Genomic DNA, 18,137 nt, shown 5'->3' with positions numbered 1-18,137 from the left:
ACGACGGATGACGAAGGTTCAACCCGACTGGCTCGCGCTCGCGACACGTTTCGCGCAACTGCCCGACGCGCAGCGCGCGGTCTTCATCGACAAGCTCGGCGCGGCCGGCATCGACTTCCGCGTGCTGCCGATCCCGCCGCGCACGCCACGCAGCGAGCGCGTGCCGGCGTCGTTCGCGCAGACGCGGCTGTGGCTGCATGCGCGGCTGATCGATGCGCCCGACGCGTATCACATCACCGAGCGCCTGGCGCTGACGGGCCCGCTCGACGCGCATGCGCTGCGCCTGGCGTGCGACGCGCTGATCGCGCGCCATGAGGCGCTGCGCACGACCTTCGACGAAACGCAGGACGGCGTGGCGCAAACGATCCACGCGCCGCTGCGCTGCCCGTGGCGCGAAACCGATCTCGAAGCGCTGCCGGATGCGCAGCGCACGGCGCGCGCGGAGGCGGTCGCCACGGCTGACGAAGCCGAGCCGTTCGATCTCGGCGCGGCGCCGCTCGTACGCGCCCATCTGGTGCGCTTCGATGCGACCCGTCACTGGCTCGCGCTGACCGTGCATCACATCGTGTCGGACGGCTGGTCGTCCGGCGTGATGCTCGAGGAACTCGCGGCGTTCTATCGCGCGTATGCGTCCGACCGGCCGGTGCCGCTCGCGCCGCTGCCGATCCAGTACGCCGACTACGCGCTGTGGCAGCGCCGCTGGCTCGACGCCGGCGAGCGTGACCGCCAGCTCGCGTTCTGGCGCGAACGGCTCGATCCGCAACGCGGCGTGCTGGCGCTGCCGGGCGCAGCCGCGCGACCCGCACGCCGCAGTGCGCGCGGCGCACGCCATGGGTTTTCGCTCGACGCACGCATCGGCGCGCAATTGCGCGCATTCGCGGCTGCGTCGGGCGCCACGCCGTTCGCGGTGCTGCTTGCCGCGCTCGATGCGCTGCTGGCGCGCGCGACCGGCGATGCGCGAATCTGCGTCGGCGTGCCGGCCGCGAACCGCGAACGCGCGGAAGTCGCCGGCCTGATCGGCTTCTTCGTCAACGCGCTCGCGATCGACGTCGACGTGCCCGCGTACGGCGATTTTTCGTCGCTGGTCGCGCGCACGCAGCGCGCGCTCGTCGACGCGCAGATGCACCAGGACGTGCCGTTCGAGCAGGTGGTCGACGCGCTCGGCGTGCCGCGCAGCGCGAGTCACCATCCGCTGTTCCAGGTGATGGCCGCGTACGGCGAGCGCCGCGCGCTGCCGGCGCTCGGCGCGGCGTCGGCGGCGTTGCTGCCGTCGGGCACGCCGTCCGCGAAATTCGACCTGACGCTTTCGGTCGAAGCGACGCCGGACGGCACGTTCGACGCCGCGTTCATCTACGCGCTCGACCTGTTCGACGCGGACGCGATCGCACGGCTGGCCGCACGTTTCGTCACGCTGCTGGCCGATGCGCTCGCGCGCCCCGGCATGCCGGTCGGCGATCTCGACTGGCTGCCCGCCGACGAACGGGCGCAACTCTTTGCATGGAACGCGCCGGCGGACGAGACCGAAGTCGAGCCGTTCGTACCCGTGCATGCGCGCATCGCTGCGCATGCACACGCGCGGCCCGATGCACGCGGCGTCGCCGATGTCGATCGTGCGCTGACGCGTGGCGAAGTCGATGCGCGCGCGGCACGGCTGGCGCGCCATCTGGTGGCGGCCGGCGTACGGCCCGAAATGCGCGTGGGCGTCGCGCTGCGGCGCTCGGTCGACCTGCTCGTCGCGCTGATCGCGGTGCTGAAGTCGGGCGCCGCGTTCGTGCCGCTCGACCCGGCGCATCCGCGCGAACGGCTCGCGCAGATCGTCGGCGACGCGAACATCGCGCACGTGCTGACCGACGGCGCGAGCGCCGCGTCGCTGCTCGAACTGCCGGATCTGCGCGTATGGCGCGCCGATGAAGTCGATGCACTCGACGCAGCCGCGCACGTCGCGCTGCCGGACGTGCTGCCGGGCCACGCGGCCTATGTGATCTACACGTCGGGCTCGACCGGCAAGCCGAAGGGCGTGATCGTCGATCATGCGTCGTTCGCGCGGCATTGCGCGGCGATCGCCGAGCGCTACGGCGCGGGCGAAAACGACGTGTTCCTGCTGTTCCAGTCGGTCAACTTCGACGGTGCGCACGAAGGCTGGTTTTCGCAGTACATGTCGGGCGCCGCCGTGTCGGTGACGGCCGACGTGCTGTGGCCGCCCGCGCAGACCTGCGCGATGATGGTCCGCGATGGCGTGACGATGACCTACGTGCCGCCCGGTTGCGCCGCGCAGCTCGCCGAATGGGCGCTCGCGCATGGTGCGCCGCCGACGCTGCGTTCGCTGACCGTCGGCGGCGAGGCGACGTCGCGCGAGGCGTTCGCGATGCTGCGGCGCGCACTGCCGAACGTGCGCGTGGTCAACGGCTATGGCCCGACCGAGACGGTCATCACGCCGACGCTGTGGATGTTCCGGCCCGGCGACGATCTCGCGATGCTCGGCGACGCCGCCTACCTGCCGATCGGTACGCTGGTCGGCGCACGCACCGCGCATGTGCTCGACGAACGCCTGCATCCGCTGCCGGTCGGCGTGATCGGCGAACTGTATCTGGGCGGCGAGGGGATCGGCGTCGCGCGCGGTTATCTCGACCGCCCGGCGCTGACCGCCGAGCGCTTCGTGCCCGATCCGTACGGCGTGCCGGGCGCGCGGCTGTACCGCACGGGCGACCTCGTGCGGCGTCGCGCGGACGGCGTGTTCGACTTCATCGGCCGCGTCGACCATCAGGTGAAGCTGCGCGGGCTGCGCATCGAACTCGGCGAGATCGAGGCCCAGCTTGCCGCGCACGACGCGGTGCGCGAAGCGTGCGCGGTCGTGCACGGGCAGGGCGCACGCGCGCAGCTGGTCGCGTACGTCGAGCTGACCGCCGACGCAAGGGCGGCCGCGCAGCCGGTCGAAGCCGCGACGCTCGACGCGCACCTGCGCCGCACGCTGCCCGACTACATGGTGCCCGCGCAGCTGATCGTGCTCGACGCGCTGCCGCGCAACGCGAACAGCAAGGTCGACCGCGCACGGCTGCCGGCGCCGGTACGCGTCGAGCGCGCGTACGAAGCGCCGCACGACGGCGACGAGGCCGCGCTCGCCGCGATCTGGTGCGACGTGCTGAATCTCGCGCGCGTGGGGCGCGGCGATCACTTCTTCGATCTCGGCGGCCATTCGCTCGCCGCCGTGCGCGTCGCAACGCGTGTGGCCGAACGGCTCGGCCGCGACGTGCCGGTGCGTGCGCTGTTCGAAGCGCCCGTGCTCGCGCAGTACGCGTTGCAGGTCGCCGGTGCGCCGCGCGCCGCGCATGCCGGTGCGGCAGCGCCGGGCCTCGCCGTCGCCCAACCGGACGCGCACGGCGTGTGGCCGCTGTCGCCGGCGCAGCTCGGCCTGTGGTTCCTGTGGCGCGCGCAGCCGGACAGCGCCGCATACAACATTCCGGTCGCGCTGCGTGTGCGCGGCCCGCTCGATGTCGATGCGCTGCGTGCGGCCTTTGCGGATGTCGCGATCGTGCATCCGGCGCTGCGCGCGCGGTTGGTCGAGCGTGACGGCGCACTTCCGGGCCAGCGGATCGACTCGGACGTTGCCGTCGAACTGCCGGTGGTCGACCTGTCGGCGCAAACCGATGCACTCGTTCGTGCCGCGGCGCTGACCGACGAGGATGCGCTCGCGCCGTTCGACCTCGCTGCCGATGCGCCGCTGTGGCGCGCGCGGGTCCTGCGGCTCGGGGCAGACGATCATGTGCTGTCGGTGACGATTCATCACATCGTGTCGGATGGCGAATCGATCGAGCTGTGGCTCGACGCGGTTCGTGTGCGCTATGTCGCCCGCGTGCAAGGCGGCGCCGCGCCGGCCGATGAGGCTGTTGAGGCCGTTGAACCAGCCATGCCGCTCGTGCTGCCCGCACCGTGCCATCCGGCCCGCGTCGCGTACTGGCGCGACGCGCTGGCCGATCTGCCGACGCGCGTGCTGCCGCAGCGCGCGCACGCACCGGCCGTGCCGCAATGGCGTGCGGCCCGCATTGCATTCGAATTCGACGGCGCCCTGATCCGCGCCGCGCGCGACACGGCGTCGGCCGCGCACGCGACACTGCCGATGCTGCTGCACGCGGCGCTCAACACCGCGCTGTTCCGCACGACGGGCGCGGCCGACCAGCCGGTCGGCGTGCTGGCGTCGACGCGCGAGCTGACGGGCGACGCGGCCCGCGACGCGCTCGGCCTCTTCATCAATTCGGTCGTCGTGCGCACGCGGCTCGACCCGGCCGCGCGCCGTGCGGACGTGCTCGCACAAGTGCGCGACACGGCGCTCACGGCCTACGCGCACGCCGACGTGCCGTTCGCGGACGTCGTCGCGGCGCTGCGCGCGCCGCGTGCCGCGCAGGCCAATCCGCTGTTCCAGGTGATGTTCAACTACCTGCGCCCGGCGGGTGCCGCGGCGCGCGACTGGGCCGGCCTGTCGCTGGCCGGATTCGGCGAGGTGCGCCATCGCGTCGTGTTCACGCTGGAGCTCGACGTCGTCGAGCATCCGGATGGCCGCGTAAGCGCCGCATTCTCGTATGCGGACGAACTGATCGACCGCGGTTTCGTCGATGCGCTCGTCGATGTCTACCACGACGAAGTCGCGCGTTTCGCCGGCGCGTCGGAAGCGGCGCTCGGCGCGCCGGACAAGCCTGCGGTCGCGCCGGCGTCGCATCGCTCGCAGGCGGAAGGCAACGGGCGCGCGGCGACGTCGTCGCGTGCACCGCATGCGGCTGCCGCCCTCGCGGCGCTGTGGTCCGACACGTTCGCGACGGCCGCACCCGAAGCGGACGCCAACCTGTTCGAAGCCGGCGCGACCTCGTTCGACGTCGTGCGCTTCGTCGACGCGGCGGCCCGTGCCGGTCACGCGCTGACGGTCGCCGACCTGTTCGCGTCGCCGACGCTCGCGGCACTCGGCGCGCGACTTGATGCGCGACTCGATGCACACACGGAAACGGGACAGGAGGCGCGCCATGCTGGCTGAGGTGCGTCCGGACGGATTCACGCTGCTCGATACCTGCCGCCTCGCGTTCGCGGACGGCCTGTTCGCCGTGCGCGACGGCACGCAGATCCGCGTCGCGCAGGGCGACGGCATCGGCGCGCAGTTGCTGCGCGCACAGCTCGGCGACGATGGCGCGCTGCGCCTCGTCGCGTACAACCATCGCGCGGCCCCGGCCGACCAGCGGCGTGCGCTGCTGGTCGCGCTGGCCGCGGCGTTTTCGGATAGCGCCCGCCACGCGGCGATCCGGCTCGACCCGGCAGCGTGGCCGGCGGTTGCGCTCGATGCGTTGCGCGCGAGCGGCGTGCTCGCCGACGGCGGCCGCTGCATGCGTGAAGGCTGGGCGCAGCAGGCCGATCTGTGGCTCGTCGGCCCGCATCTGCCGTGCGCGACGTTGCCGATGTTCACCGACGGCCGCCGCCATCCGCGCCGGCCGCCCGCGCCGCGCGGCGAGGTCTACGCGCGCGACCTGCCTGCGCTCGGCGTGCGCTTCACGCTGCGCGGCTGGCAGCCGGCCGAGGACGCCGCGCGACTCGCGCGCTGGTTCGACGAGCCGCGCGTGCGCGACGGCTGGCCGGGCACGCCGCCCGGCGCGCAAGGCGCGGCGCCCGACGCCGATCCGCACGTGATTCCGCTGGTCGGCTGCTTCGACGGCGAACCGTTCGCGTATTTCGAAGCGGTCTGGCTGAAGGAAGACGCGCTCGCGCCGCACGTCGCGGCGCGCGACTACGACCGCGGGCTGCGGATGCTGGTCGGCGAGTCGCGCTGGCGCGGCCCGCATTGCGTGGCGGGCTGGCTGCCGTCCGTCGTTCATTACCTGTTTCTCGACGACCCGCGTACCGAAGCGGTCGGCTGTGCCGTGCCGGCCGGCCACGCGCGGGTTGCCGACCATCTCGCGCGGCATGGCTTCGCGCGGCAGCGCCGTCTCGCGCTGGCCGACGCGCAGCCGCTGTGGATGCGCACGCTGCGCGAGACCTTCTTCTCCGGCCGTCACGTCTGACGCGCCGGATTCACCGACAAGGGAGCTGAGACATGCAGAGAGAAACCGTATTCGACCTGATCGGCGTCGGCTTCGGGCCGTCGAATCTGGCGCTGGCCGTGCGCCTCGCCGAGCGCGGCGGCGCCCGCACGTTCGCCCATTGCTTCGTCGAGCGCCAGCCGGAATTCGGCTGGCATCGCGGCATGCTGCTCGACGACTGCCGGATGCAGATCTCGTTTCTGAAGGATCTCGTCACGATGCGCGATCCGAAGAGCCGCTACACGTTCATCAACTATCTGTTCGAACGCGGCCGGCTGAACGAATTCGTCAACCTGAAGAACTTCTATCCGACCCGCGTGGAGTTCCACGACTACCTGAGCTGGGTGGCCGAGGCGTTCGACGATCGCGTCCATTACAGCGAAACCGTCCTGGCGATCGAACCCGTGCACGGCGACGGCGCGCGGATCGACGCGCTGCGCGTGCTGTCGCGCGACGCGGCCGGCCATGAGCGCCAGCGCGTCACGCGCGCGCTGTCGGTCGGCGTCGGCGGCACGCCGGCGGTTCCGGACGCGTTCGCCGCGCTCGGTCGCGACCGCGTGATCCACTCGTCGTCGTACCTGACCGACATCGACCGGCTCGTCGCGTCGCCGGACGGCGAGCGCCGCCGCGTCGCGGTGATCGGCGCGGGGCAGAGCGCCGCCGAGGTGTTCATCGATCTCGCGCGCCGCTTCCCGCACGTCGACGCGAACCTCGTGATGCGCGCCGGTGCGTTGAAGCCGGCCGACGACAGCCCGTTCGTCAACGAGATCTTCAGCCCCGAGTTCACCGATGTCGTCTACGCGCAGCCGCACGACGCGCGACGCGCGCTGCTCGAGCGTTATCGCGACACGAACTACGCGGTGGTCGACCGGCCGCTGATCGAACAGATCTACGAAATGCTGTACCTGCAGCGCATCGACGGCACGCCGCGTCATGCGCTGCTCGCGAACAGCGCGATCGAGGCGGCGGTGCGCACCGCCGACGGACGCATCGAGCTGACGCTGCGCGACCGGATGAGCGGCGACACGCGCGTCGAGCGTTTCGACGCGCTCGTGCTGGCCACCGGCTACCGCCGCGACACGCATTCGGCGCTGCTCGAAGGGCTCGCGCCGCACCTGGGTGACGCGCTTGCACGCGGCGACGTGACGCGCGACTACCTGCTCGCGACGCCCGAGCACTTCGCGCCGCGCATCTACCTGCAAGGCTGCTGCGAAGACAGCCACGGCCTGTCCGACACGCTGCTGTCGGTACTGGCGCGTCGCGCGGACGAAATCTGCGCGTCGCTCGAAAACGAGATCGCACCCGCCCATGAAGAAGGCGCGGCCCGGGCATCACAGGAAAAACGACGGGACAACGGGGTGAGCGCGAGCCGGATGGCTTTCGCTCTTTGACAAAGGCACGGTCGGAGACCGCATGAAACAAGTGGAGCAGAGAAAGATGGAGTGGGCAACAGGCACGCGTTTGCGTGCGATCGCAGCCGCGGCGAGCGTGGCGTTCGGTGTGGCGGCAGGGCAGGCACAGGCCCAGACGGCGCCGGCCGTGAACGCGGGCGCCGCGGCATCGGCCAGCAGTGCGCAGAACGGTGCGTCGGCCAGTGGGTCGACCGGCACGCTGCCGACGATCAACGTCAACGCGGCCTCGGAAGGAGACGGCACGGTCGGGCTCGTCGCGAAGCGCAGCCGGACCGGTACGAAGACCAGTACGTCGATCAACGAGATCCCGCAGACGATCAACGTCGTCACCGCGCAGCAGATCGAGATGACCGGCGCGACCGACGTGAACGCGGCGCTGCGCTACGTGCCGGGTTTCTCGTCGTACGGCTCGGACAACCGCTCCGACTGGTACGCGGCGCTGCGCGGCTTCACGCCGACCGCGTACGTGAACGGGCTGCAGGTGCCGAACACGATCAACCTGGCGAGCTGGCGTGTCGATCCGTACATGATCGACAGCATCAGCGTGCTGCGCGGGCCGACCTCGGTGCTGTACGGCGCGGGCGACCCGGGCGCGATCGTCGACGTGCAGACCAAGCTCGCCGACGGCGAGCGCGTGCGCGAGGCCGGCGTGCAGATCGGCAACTACGCGCGCAAGCAGTTCATGATCGACGTCGGCGACAAGCTCGACCCGGACGGCAAGTACGCGTACCGCTTCGTCGGCGTCGCACGCGACGGCAACGCGCTGACCGGCCCGAACAACGACCAGCGCGTCGCGCTCGCGCCGTCGTTCCGCTGGCGTCCGGACGCGGACACCTCGCTGACGCTGTCGGCCACCTATCTGCAGGACTGGGGCGACATCTCGTCGAACTTCCTGCCCGCGCAGGGCACGGTGCTGCCGAACCCGAACGGGCAGATCAACAAGGACGTCTACGAGGGCGACGGAAACTTCAACTACTACCGCAAGAAGCAGTGGTCGGTCGGCTACCAGTTCGAGCGCAACCTGACGCCGGCGTGGACGTTCCGCCAGAACACGCGCCTGATGCACCTGTCGCTCGACAACGGTTCGGTGTTCGGCAACGGCTTCGTCGACGGCAGCATGACCGACGTGTCGCGCTGGGCCGGCGTGTTCCAGATGAACTACAGCCGCTTCGACATCGACAACAACCTCGAAGGCCGCTTCGCGACGGGCCCGCTCCAGCACACACTGCTGCTCGGCTTCCAGTACAACCGGCAGACGGCGACCGACAGCGAGTGGCTCGCCGCCGCACCGCCGCTGAACATCTACAACCCGGTGTACCAGCCCGTCACGACGGCGGTGTTCACGCCCGACGCGACGTTCCGCACCAACACGTACACGACGATGAACACGTTCGGCCTGTACGCGCAGGACCAGGTCAAGTGGAACCGCTGGACGCTGACGCTCGGCGGCCGCGAGGACTGGGTCAACATGCGGATGGACGACCGCGCGGGCGGCACGTCGACGAAGGCGGACGTGACGGCATTCACCGGCCGCGTGGGCCTCACGTACCAGGGCGATTACGGGCTGTCGCCGTACGTCAGCTATGCCACGTCGTTCAATCCGCTGATCGGCGTGAACCTGCTCGGCGGCGGGCTGCCGCAGCCGACCCGCGGCAAGCAGATCGAGGCCGGCCTGCGCTGGCAGCCGCCCGGCAAGAACCTGATGCTGAACGCGGCGATCTACCAGATCAACCAGACCAACGTGCTCACGCCGGCGCTGCCGAGCCAGGACAATACCGGCACGAAGTCGGTGCAGACCGGCGAAGTGCGCTCGCGCGGGATCGAGCTGAGCGCGACCGGCAAGCTCACGCGCAACCTGTCGGTGATCGCGTCGTACGTGTACCAGGACGTGAAGAACGTGAAGGCCAACGACGTGTCGCTGAACAACTGGCCGGTCGACATCCCGCGTCCGCGCCAGATGGCGTCGCTGTGGACCGACTGGACGTGGCACACGGGGCCGCTCGCGGGCTTCGGCCTCGGCGGCGGCGTTCGCTACCAGAGCGCATCGGCCGGTGCGGCCGACAACTCGCTGACGGTATCGAGCGTCACGCTGTTCGACGCGGGCGTGCACTACGACACGCGTAACTGGCGCTTCGCCGTGAACGGGACGAACCTGTTCAACCGCCACTACATCAGCGGTTGCCAGTCGGCGAACGTCTGCGTGTTCGGGACCGACCGTACCGTGATCGCGACCGCGAAATACAACTGGTGACGATGTGCGCCGCGGCGCGCCGGCCGGCCTGCGTGGCCGGCGCGGGCGGGCCGCGGCGCCATCGTCCGCTTTTCCACGACGCCTCCATGCCGAAGAAAAATCTCGTCTACATCCAGTCGCTGCGCAACGGCGCGGCCGATCGCGCCGGCCAGCCGGTCGCTTATCAGGGCGGCACGCGCTACATGAAGGCGCCGCTCGAATTCCTCGTCGAGCGCCTGAACGACTCGCCGCTCGGCGAGCGTTACACGCTCCAGGGCGTGATCGTCGACGACGACGAAGGCTCGCCGGCCGACCGCGCGAAAGTCGCCGACTACGGCTTCGCCCGTACGCCGGGCCGCCCGTGGATCCTGCCGGAAGGGTTGACGGTGCAAGGCCGGCCCGTCGACGAACTGTTCTGCACGATTGCGTCGACGTACCGGCGGCTGCCGCGCGACGCGCGCGAGCGCGCCGCGGCCAAGCAGGCGTTCGAGCGCCGTCTGCTCGAGCGCCTGCTCGAACTCGAAGCCGACGTCGTCGTGCTCGACGGGCTGCTCGTGATCCTCGACGAACTCGTGCGGCCCGGCGCGCGCTTTCACCGGCGCATCGCCAACATCCACCCCGGCATCACGGCCGACGGTTCGCCGTACCAGCGGCGCGGCGCGTGGGCGACGCTCGACGCGCTGCACGGCGCGCGCGGCGAACGGGTCGACTGGGCGAGCGGCGCAACGTCGTCCGTCGAGCCGGTGATGATGACGGGCGCATCGTTCCACTACGTCGACAACGGCATCGATTCCGGCGAGGTGATCTGCGACGTGCTCGACACGCCGATCGCGCCGGACGACACGATTCTCGAACTGCGCTGGAACAACTTCCAGCGCAGCCTGTTTCCGGCACTCGAGCGGGGGCTGCACGTCCTCGCCGACCGCCACGACGCGGGAGCACTGTGATGGTAGACACGCTGACGAAACCGGCCGGCGCCCCGGACGCCGTCGAAGGTGCAGTGGCCGCCGCGCTCGACGGCGCCGCACGCGGGCAGGCGCTGGCCGTCGCCGAGCACACGCTCGACGCGTGGCGGCCCGACGACTCGCCGGACCTGCTGCTCGCGGCGTTCGTCGCACTGTTCAACACCGACACGCGCTACGACGCGGCGACGATCACCGCGCCGCTCGGCGGCGCCGATGCGGCGGCGATTGCGTCGTACGTCGTGCGCGCGGTGCGCGAGGGCGTGATCGACGGCGCGCAGGTGGCCGGCGACACGCTGCGTCTCACCGTGTCGCGCGCGACGTTCTGGCAGAACCCTAAGCCGTGGCTGAAGGCGCCCGCGTCGGGCGGCATGCCGCTGCGCTACGCGATCACGAACGGCCACCGGCACCCGGTGCGGCCGCCATCGCCGGCCGGCGAGATCTATGCACGCACCATGCCGCAGGTCGGGATGACGTTCAGCCTGCGCACGGTCGATGTCGACGCGCACGCGGATCTGTTCAGCGGCTGGATGAACCTCGATCGCGTCGCGCAGTTCTGGGACCAGCGCGGCACGCGCGACGAGCACGCGGCGTATCTCGCCGAGCGGCTTGCCGATCCGCACATGCACCCGATGATCGGCTATTTCGACGACACGCCGTTCGGCTATTTCGAGTTCTACTGGGCGAAGGAGGACCGTCTCGCGCCGTTCTACGACGCGCACGACTACGACCGCGGGCTGCACCTGCTGATCGGCGACCCGCGCTTCCAGAGCGCCGGCAAGCTGCATGCGTGGTGGAGCGGGGTACTGCACTACATGTTCGTCGACGAACCGCGCACGCAGCGCCTCGTCGGCGAACCGCGCGTCGATCACGTGCGGCATATCGCGTACATGCACCGGCTCGGGTTCCACACGCTGAAGGAATTCGACTTCCCGCACAAGCGCGCGGCGCTCACCATGATCGAGCGCGATACGTTCTTCGACACGTTCCGGTTGCCGTGACGGCGCGAATGCGCGGCGCGGCACGACGCGCCGGCATCGGCCGTCCGGCATATGGACCGCGCGGCCTGCGTCGTGAAGAATTGATCACTCTCCTCATCGACGACAGGCCCGCAACAATGGCGAAAACATCTTCCGCGGCATGGGGCGCGACATGCGGGTTGCGTACGCCCATATATGCCCGTAACCAGGCAATCCGTATCCCGAAGGACATGGAGTTCGAGGGGGTGACGGAACTCGAGATCCGCCGCGAGGGCGACACGCTGCTGCTGTGGCCGGTGCGGCCTACGTGGCTGTCGTTCGCGAGCGAACCGCTGGCCGACGCCGATTTTCTCGCAGAACGCCCGGCCGTGATCGAGTCCGACCGCTTCGACCTCCGCGGTGAGGGCGAAGCGCCGACGGAGTCCAGCCGGTGATCACGCTCTACATGCTCGCTACGAACAACTGTTCGTTCATCATGCGCGAGCGGCCGCCCGTGGTGCTGTCGCGGCTGCAATCGTGCGTCAATGCGCAGCACCGGATCGTCGTCTCGGCAATCACCTATGCCGAAATGCGGTTCGGCGCGCTCGGCAGGAAGGTGTCGCCCAAGCATGCAGAACTCGTGGCGACCTTCGTTGCGCGCCTGGACGGCGTGCTGTCGTGGGACACGGCGGCGATTCGTGCCGGTCTTGCCGCGCGCGGCACGCCGATCGGCGCGAACGATACGTCGATCGCCGGGCATGCGATCGCGGCCGGGGCGGTGCTCGACACCCTCAGCAGCCGCGAGTTCGGCCGTGTCGCCGGGTTGTCGCTCGAAGACTGGGCGGCCTGAGCGCAGCATGCCGCGCGCACGGTCGCGCGGCTGTACCGCAGCGGTGCGTCACGTGCGCGGTGCGGGGCGATATGCGAGAAAGGCGGTGCGGAACGCGTCGAGATACCGGTCGGCGTCATCGCTGAATTCGCCGGGCAACAGCGCGAACGCGCGTGCCAGCAGATCCTGGCCGAGCGCGGCATAAGTCGCTTCATCCGACAGCAGCGCGCGGATCGCGTCGCGCGTGTGCGGCAACGCAATCCGTTGCGCGTCGCGCGCGAGCAGCGCGGCAGCGGCGAGTTCCGGCTGGAACGCGTGCATTTCGAGCAGGTCCGGCGCGACATCCCAGATGCGCTCGCGATTACCGGCGTCGTGGAAATGCGTCAGCAGGAACAGCAGGTCGTACGCGTCGCTGTTCTGGCGCGCGCGCCGATCCTTCCACGCGAGCAGCTTGAGCAGCGCGAGCGCCGGCAGGCTGGCCACCGGCACCACGGTGTGCGCGTCGATCGACACCGGCTGCGCGGTGTCCACCGCTTCCTGAAAACCGAACACGTTCAGCACGAACTCACCGCCGGGCGGCCACGCGATCTCGCCGGGCGGCGTTTCGAGCGGCCCGAACGGCACGAGATCCAGCTCCGTGCGAAAACCGTGTGTGCCACTGTCGAACAGCAGTTTCTGCTGCTGTTTCGGTGCGCGGGCGAACTGCCCGGTTGCGACGAGCGCGTCGATGAGTCGCTCGTGAAACGGCCAGCTCACCGCGCACACCGCAACGTCGATATCGCGCGTCGCGCGCGCCGGCTGAATGCCGTGAACGTGCCACATCAGGATGTCGCGCGCGGTTGCGCCGGCGACCACGAATGCCGCGTCGAGGCGTGAGCAGGTCGAGCACACGCTCTGCAGCAGCGCAAGCGCCGCAGGCGCCAGCGGCCGGCGTGCGTCGACCTCAAGCGGGCGGGTGGGCGAGGTATCGGTCATGGATGCGCTCGGCGACGGCGAGATTGCGGCTGTCGCCGGACGCGACGAGATCCGCGTAGATCAACAGCGGCGGCACGACCGGTACGTCCTGCTCGGGCCAGGCGAGCGCCGCCAGCGGCGGCCAGAACGCTTCGACGAGCTCGACGTCGCCGCGCTCGTCAGCGCGCAGGCGGCCTTGTAGCAGCAACTGGTTCGACGCGGTGCCGTGCGTATAGACGGTGATCGCGGCCGGCTTCAGATCGTGCGTCAGTAGGTCGGCCGCCGGCTCGCCGCCGAGCCGCGCATTGAATGCGGCGAAATCGAAGCCGCGCCACCAGTCGGGCGAGAGCGCGGCAAATCGTCGGCTCGGCAGTTTCGCGCGCAAGCGGCTCGGGTAGAGCGCGACCCATTCCTGCACGAAGCGCGGCCAGTCGGGAATCAGGCGCTCGCCGTTGCGGCGCTGCCCGACGAGGGCGCGCGCGACCAGATCGTCCATCGCGAGATTGACCGTGCCGAGCGCGACGTCCGACGCGGCGGCGATCGCCCGGTACGGTTGGGCGACGAGGCCCGGCTGCGTCGCGAGTGCGAACATCACGGCCAGCCCCTTGGGCGTCGTTGCGCGCGACGCCTGCCGGCGCGGTGCGCGTGCGGGCTTCGGCCGGCCCGAGATCATCACGGTCGCCTCCGGCTGAATCAGGCATGCGTTGCCGGCGGTATCGAGATACGGGATGCCCTGGTCGGTCAGGCCGGCGGCCAGTTCGGCCGAAAGGTATGGCGCGACGAGCATCAGCGGCCGCTCCCCAGGCTTCGCGGTATCGCCGCCGAGGCGGCGCAGTGTCGCGAGCGCGTCCGCCAGCGATTCGACGCGCAGGCTGACGGCGGCCGGCATCTCGAAGGCGTGCCCGGCAACGTCGAAGCGGATCATCGCGTCGGCGCGCGCGTGGCCGGCGGCCGGCACGCGTACGGGCCGCGCACGAAAGCGCCGGGTAGCGCGTTCGAACGCAGCGCAGGCTTCGTCGAGCACCTGCTGTTCCGACATGGAGAGGGAAGGGTTCGCGGGCATCGAAGGCAATCGCATGTTCACTTTTTTGCCATCGTACACAAAAAATGTACGAGCGTCAAAAAGTGAACAAGAATTCGCAAGCTTTTGATTATCCATGACTATTTAAGGATGCCGAGCAATGGTCATTGGAGCCCTCATACGCAAGAAGTTGACAGGTGGCGCACAGTTTCGCGTGTCCGGCCCCGGCGCGGCAGTCGTCCGGACGGCCAGCTTGCGCGGCTCGCGCACCGTTCCCAATATGGCAACTGCGAGTTGCTACCGCGACAACTTTCCGTCTGCCCGGTTGCCGTTGAACGGACTATCCTTGCCTGCACATCCCGGCAGCACCACCGCACATCAGGAGACGACACCGTGACGCACAGCGTGATTCCCGCAGGCCTCGCCGACGAAATGATCGAGATCCGGCACCGCATCCATGCCCACCCCGAGCTCGGCTTCGAGGAATTCGCGACGAGCGACCTCGTCGCGGAGCAACTGCAGTCGTGGGGCTATACGGTGCACCGCGGGCTCGGCGGCACGGGCGTCGTCGCGCAGTTGAAGGTCGGCGACGGCGCGCGGCGCCTCGGCCTGCGCGCCGACATGGACGCCCTGCCGATCCACGAGGCCACGGGCCTGCCGTACGAGAGCAAGATCGCCGGCAAGATGCACGCGTGCGGCCACGACGGCCACACGGCGATGCTGCTCGCGGCCGCGAAGCATCTTGCCCGTGAGCGCCGCTTCTCGGGCACGCTGAACCTGATTTTCCAGCCGGCCGAGGAAGGGCTCGGCGGCGCGAAGAAGATGCTCGACGAAGGGCTGTTCGAGCGGTTCCCGTGCGACGCGATCTTCGCGATGCACAACATGCCCGGCTTCCCGACCGGCAAGTTCGGTTTCCTGCCGGGATCGTTCATGGCGTCGTCGGATACGGTGATCGTCGACGTGCAGGGGCGTGGCGGCCACGGCGCGGTGCCGCACAAGGCGGTCGATTCAGTGGTCGTCTGCGCGCAGATCGTCATCGCGCTGCAGACGATCGTGTCGCGCAACGTGCCGCCGCTCGACATGGCGATCGTCACGGTCGGCGCAATCCACGCGGGCGAGGCGCCGAACGTGATTCCCGATCGCGCGCAGATGCGCCTGTCGGTGCGCGCGTTGAAGCCCGAGGTGCGCGACCTGCTCGAGACGCGCATCAAGGAGGTCGTCCATGCGCAGGCCGCCGTGTTCGGCGCGACCGCGACGATCGACTACCAGCGCCGCTACCCGGTGCTCGTCAACGATGCGGATATGACCGCGTTCGCGCGCAACGTCGCACGCGAGTGGGTGGGCGACGCGAACCTGATCGACGAAATGGTGCCGCTCACCGGCAGCGAGGATTTCGCGTTCCTGCTCGAGAAGCGGCCGGGCTGCTACCTGATCATCGGCAATGGCGACGGGGAAGGGGGCTGCATGGTGCACAACCCCGGCTACGACTTCAACGACGCGGCGCTGCCGACCGGCGCGTCGTACTGGGTGAAGCTGGCGGAGGCGTTCCTGGTGTGACCCGTCGTACGAGCCGGCTTGTGGCTTCTCGAGTCACGCGAAACGCAGGGGCGAGCGTGGCAGGAAGCATTGAAAGCAGGGGCGGCATCGGGCGCGCCCAAGCCGTTCGACAGCAAGGCCGTCCTGGCCCGGATGCGGGCGACGCACCAATCGAACCCCATCCGCAGCCGCACGAAGTACGCACGGGCGTGTTGCGACGGGGTACGCCATCCCGGCATGACTCGAGCCATCCCGCGTCTAGAACGCTTCCCCGCTGAACATCGCGATGACCGCTTCCGGATTCGACGGCCAGTACATGTGCATGTACGTCGCGACGATCGCGTCGCGTCGATAGACCGCTTCGCCGCTGCCCGACATCCCGTCGGGGCGCGCGGCGCTCGCGACCGGTTCGAGCGGCGTCGCGAACCGCGAATAATGGAACGTGTGGCCGCGCATCGTCCCGCTGCGCGTATCGAGCTGCTGCATGCCGAGCGCGGCAAACCGGCGCTGCATCGTCGCCTGACCCGGCAACAGTCCAAGCATCGGCGTCGTCGCGCCGTCCACATCGGTCAGCGATTCACACAGGTACACCATCCCGCCGCATTCCGCGACGACCGGCTTGCCCGCCGCCGCGTGCGCGCGAATCGACCGCGCGGTCGCGGCGTTCGACGCGAGGGTCGCCGCATGCAGTTCCGGATAGCCGCCCGGCAGGAACAGCGCGTCGCAGTCGTCCGGCACGGGTTCGTCGGCGAGCGGCGAGAAGCATCGCACCTGCGCACCGAGCCTGTCGAGCAACGCGAGATTCGCCGGATAGATGAACGAAAAAGCGACATCGCGCGCCACCGCGATCCGCTTGCCGGCGAGCGCACGCGGCAGCGGCGCTGCCGCTTCCGGTTCCGCGAACACGACAGCCGGGGGCAATTCGGCAAGCGCCGTGTGCGCGAGCACGTCGGCCGCGCGATCGAGCCGCGCGTCGAGATCGTCAATGTCGTTCGGCTGGTGCAGGCCGAGATGCCGCTCCGGCAACGCGATGCCCGCATCGGCCGGCACGTGCCCGAGCCACCGCAGGTCGTCGGGCAGCGCCTGTTGCAGCAGTTCCGCGTGCCGGGCCGAGCCGACGCGATTCGCCAGCACGCCGTGAAACGGCAGCCCCGGCCGGAACCGCGCGAGCCCGAACGCGATCGCCGCGAACGTCTGCGCCATCGACTTCGCGGAAATCACCGCGACGACCGGCACGCCGAACGCGGCCGCGAGGTCGGCGCTGCTCGGCGTGCCGTCGAACAGCCCCATCACGCCCTCGATCAGGATCAGGTCCGCCTCGCGCGCGGCGTCGGCAAGCAGCGCACGGCAGCCGGCCTCGCCGACCATCCCGAGGTCGAGCGCATGCACGGGCGCGCCGCTCGCGCGCTCGAGCAGCATCGGATCGAGAAAATCGGGCCCGGTCTTGAATACGCGCACGCGCCGGCCGAGCCGGCGGTGCAATCGAGCGAGGCCCGCCGTCACCGACGTCTTGCCCTGGCCCGACGCGGGCGCACTGACGAACAGCGCGGGGCAGGCAGGCATGCTCAGAACTCCACGCCGCGCTGCGCCTTCACGCCCTGTTCCTTGTACGGATGCTTGACGAGCCGCATTTCGGTGACGAGGTCGGCCGCCTCGATCAGCGCATCGGGCGCGTGCCGCCCGGTCACGACGACGTGCACCGAATCGGGCCGTGCGGCCAGCGTCGCGAGCACTTCGTCGAGCGGCAGGTATTCGTACTTGAGCACCGTGTTCAGCTCGTCGAGGATCACCATCCGGTAGTCGCCGCTCTCGATCATCCGGCGCGCCTCGTCCCAGCCCTTGCGCGCGGTCGCGATGTCGGCGTCGCGGTTCTGCGTGTTCCACGTATAGCCGTCGCCCATCGTCACGAAATCGCATTCGGCCACCGCGCCGAGGAAGTCGCGCTCGGACGTGTGCAGCGCGCCCTTGATGAACTGCACGACGCCGAGCCGCATGCCGTGGCCGAGCACGCGCACCGCCATGCCGAACGCGGCCGTGCTCTTGCCCTTGCCGTTGCCGGTGTTGACGATCAGCAGGCCCTTTTCGTTGACGGCGGCGGCCTGCTTCTTCTCGTGGCCCGCGCGGCGGCGTTCGGTCATCCGTTGATGGGATTCGGCGTCGGTTTTCATCGGATTCGTCCTG

13 protein-coding genes and 1 pseudogene are annotated in these 18,137 nt (G+C 69.9%); 10 read left to right on the top strand and 4 right to left on the bottom strand.

The window, feature by feature from the left end:
- Positions 1–7: 7 nt before the first annotated feature.
- The 8 genes from HWX39_RS22455 (at position 8) to HWX39_RS22420 (ending at position 12,466) form a co-directional block, all read left to right on the top strand.
- Positions 8–5,020 carry a non-ribosomal peptide synthetase gene (locus HWX39_RS22455; protein WP_175970040.1) on the top strand — a complete coding sequence of 1,671 codons (5,013 nt, stop codon included), beginning with the start codon at positions 8–10 and terminating at the stop codon, positions 5,018–5,020.
- Positions 5,010–6,035, top strand: a complete 1,026-nt coding sequence (locus tag HWX39_RS22450; protein ID WP_175970039.1) for a GNAT family N-acetyltransferase — start codon at positions 5,010–5,012, stop codon at positions 6,033–6,035. Before HWX39_RS22455 ends, HWX39_RS22450 begins: the two co-directional genes overlap by 11 nt.
- A 32-nt stretch (positions 6,036–6,067) precedes the next feature.
- A complete protein-coding gene (locus HWX39_RS22445) occupies positions 6,068–7,444 on the top strand; it encodes a lysine N(6)-hydroxylase/L-ornithine N(5)-oxygenase family protein (RefSeq protein WP_175970038.1) in 1,377 nt (458 codons plus the stop codon).
- A 22-nt stretch (positions 7,445–7,466) separates the two neighbouring features.
- Positions 7,467–9,716: a TonB-dependent siderophore receptor gene (locus HWX39_RS22440; RefSeq protein ID WP_175970037.1), complete on the top strand. Its 2,250-nt coding sequence runs from the start codon at positions 7,467–7,469 to the stop codon at positions 9,714–9,716.
- A gap of 86 nt (positions 9,717–9,802) precedes the next feature.
- A complete protein-coding gene (locus HWX39_RS22435) occupies positions 9,803–10,642 on the top strand; it encodes a formyltransferase family protein (RefSeq protein WP_175970036.1) in 840 nt (279 codons plus the stop codon).
- Positions 10,642–11,658 (top strand): GNAT family N-acetyltransferase, encoded by a 1,017-nt coding sequence (locus HWX39_RS22430; protein ID WP_175970035.1) that lies wholly within the window; start codon positions 10,642–10,644, stop codon positions 11,656–11,658. The genes HWX39_RS22435 and HWX39_RS22430 overlap by 1 nt, the downstream gene beginning before the upstream one ends.
- Positions 11,659–11,816: 158 nt before the next feature.
- Positions 11,817–12,071, top strand: coding sequence for a type II toxin-antitoxin system VapB family antitoxin (gene vapB, locus HWX39_RS22425; protein ID WP_175970173.1), 255 nt, complete (start codon positions 11,817–11,819; stop codon positions 12,069–12,071).
- Entirely contained in the window at positions 12,068–12,466 is a 399-nt protein-coding gene (locus HWX39_RS22420) for a PIN domain-containing protein (protein ID WP_175970034.1), read from the top strand. Before vapB ends, HWX39_RS22420 begins: the two co-directional genes overlap by 4 nt.
- 48 nt (positions 12,467–12,514) lie before the next feature.
- On the opposite strand, the gene HWX39_RS22415 is transcribed toward HWX39_RS22420, so the two are convergent.
- Positions 12,515–13,420, bottom strand: coding sequence for a nucleotidyl transferase AbiEii/AbiGii toxin family protein (locus HWX39_RS22415; RefSeq protein ID WP_175970033.1), 906 nt, complete (start codon positions 13,418–13,420; stop codon positions 12,515–12,517).
- Entirely contained in the window at positions 13,389–14,462 is a 1,074-nt protein-coding gene (locus HWX39_RS22410; protein ID WP_175970172.1) for a type IV toxin-antitoxin system AbiEi family antitoxin, read from the bottom strand. Before HWX39_RS22410 ends, HWX39_RS22415 begins: the two co-directional genes overlap by 32 nt.
- Before the next feature lie 351 nt (positions 14,463–14,813).
- On the opposite strand from HWX39_RS22410, the gene HWX39_RS22405 reads away from it, so the two are divergent.
- Positions 14,814–15,977 carry a M20 aminoacylase family protein gene (locus HWX39_RS22405; RefSeq protein WP_175970032.1) on the top strand — a complete coding sequence of 388 codons (1,164 nt, stop codon included), beginning with the start codon at positions 14,814–14,816 and terminating at the stop codon, positions 15,975–15,977.
- Between the two features lie 3 nt (positions 15,978–15,980).
- Positions 15,981–16,124 (top strand): annotated as a pseudogene (locus HWX39_RS22400) (type II toxin-antitoxin system ParD family antitoxin); the annotation flags it as partial.
- Positions 16,125–16,214: 90 nt separating this feature from the next.
- Here the strand turns inward: HWX39_RS22400 and HWX39_RS22395 are convergent.
- Positions 16,215–17,519 (bottom strand): cobyrinate a,c-diamide synthase, encoded by a 1,305-nt coding sequence (locus HWX39_RS22395; protein WP_175970031.1) that lies wholly within the window; start codon positions 17,517–17,519, stop codon positions 16,215–16,217.
- Between the two features lie 2 nt (positions 17,520–17,521).
- The gene (gene cobO / locus HWX39_RS22390; protein WP_175012900.1) at positions 17,522–18,124 is read right to left on the bottom strand and encodes a cob(I)yrinic acid a,c-diamide adenosyltransferase; all 603 of its coding nucleotides are present in this window, start codon (positions 18,122–18,124) and stop codon (positions 17,522–17,524) included.
- Positions 18,125–18,137 lie beyond the last annotated feature (13 nt).

It is taken from the genome of Burkholderia sp. BCC0322, assembly GCF_902833045.1.
GTDB lineage: Bacteria > Pseudomonadota > Gammaproteobacteria > Burkholderiales > Burkholderiaceae > Burkholderia.
This window is presented reverse-complemented; position numbering and strand designations above follow the sequence as displayed.